Annotated in this window: 1 protein-coding gene; it reads left to right on the top strand. The window is 66.3% G+C overall.

Translation table 11 applies throughout. From position 1 onward, the window contains the following. Nucleotides 1-89 precede the first annotated feature (89 nt). On the top strand, nucleotides 90-587 hold a 498-nt coding region (gene folE / locus AC1DWF_RS36760), incomplete at its 3' end, for a GTP cyclohydrolase I (protein WP_476843358.1).

The raw sequence follows: 587 nt of genomic DNA on the forward strand, positions 1-587 counted from the left end.
CTACGAGGAGTTGCGGGTGACCGGCTGAACTTGCACGGGCGCCGGTTTTAACCATCTGTTCCGAATCGAGAAACGAAAGTCCGAACGCCATGAATGTCCAGGCGCCTCCCGATCGAAAGGCCGAAGAGGCCAAGTCCCCCGTCAAGCCGACCCGCGAGGAGGCAGAGGCCGCCGTCCGCACCCTCCTGCTCTGGGCCGGCGACGACCCGGACCGCGAGGGCCTGCTGGACACGCCCGCCCGGGTGGTCCGCTCCTACGAGGAGTTCTTCGCCGGCTACGACACCGACCCCGTCGAGCTCCTCGCCCGCTCCTTCGAGGAGACGGACGGCTATGACGAGATGGTCGTGCTGCGCGACATCCGGATCGAGAGCTATTGCGAGCACCACATGGTCCCCATCGTCGGCAAGGCGCATGTCGCCTACCTGCCGGACGGCAAGGTGGTGGGCATCTCCAAGATCGCCCGGGTGATCGACGCCTATGCCAAGCGCCTGCAGATCCAGGAGAAGCTGACGGCGCAGATCGCCAATACCATCGAGGGCGTGCTGCACCCCAAGGGCGTGGCCGTCGTGATCGAGGCCGGCCACCAG

It is taken from the genome of Aminobacter sp. P4_D5, assembly GCF_056401815.1.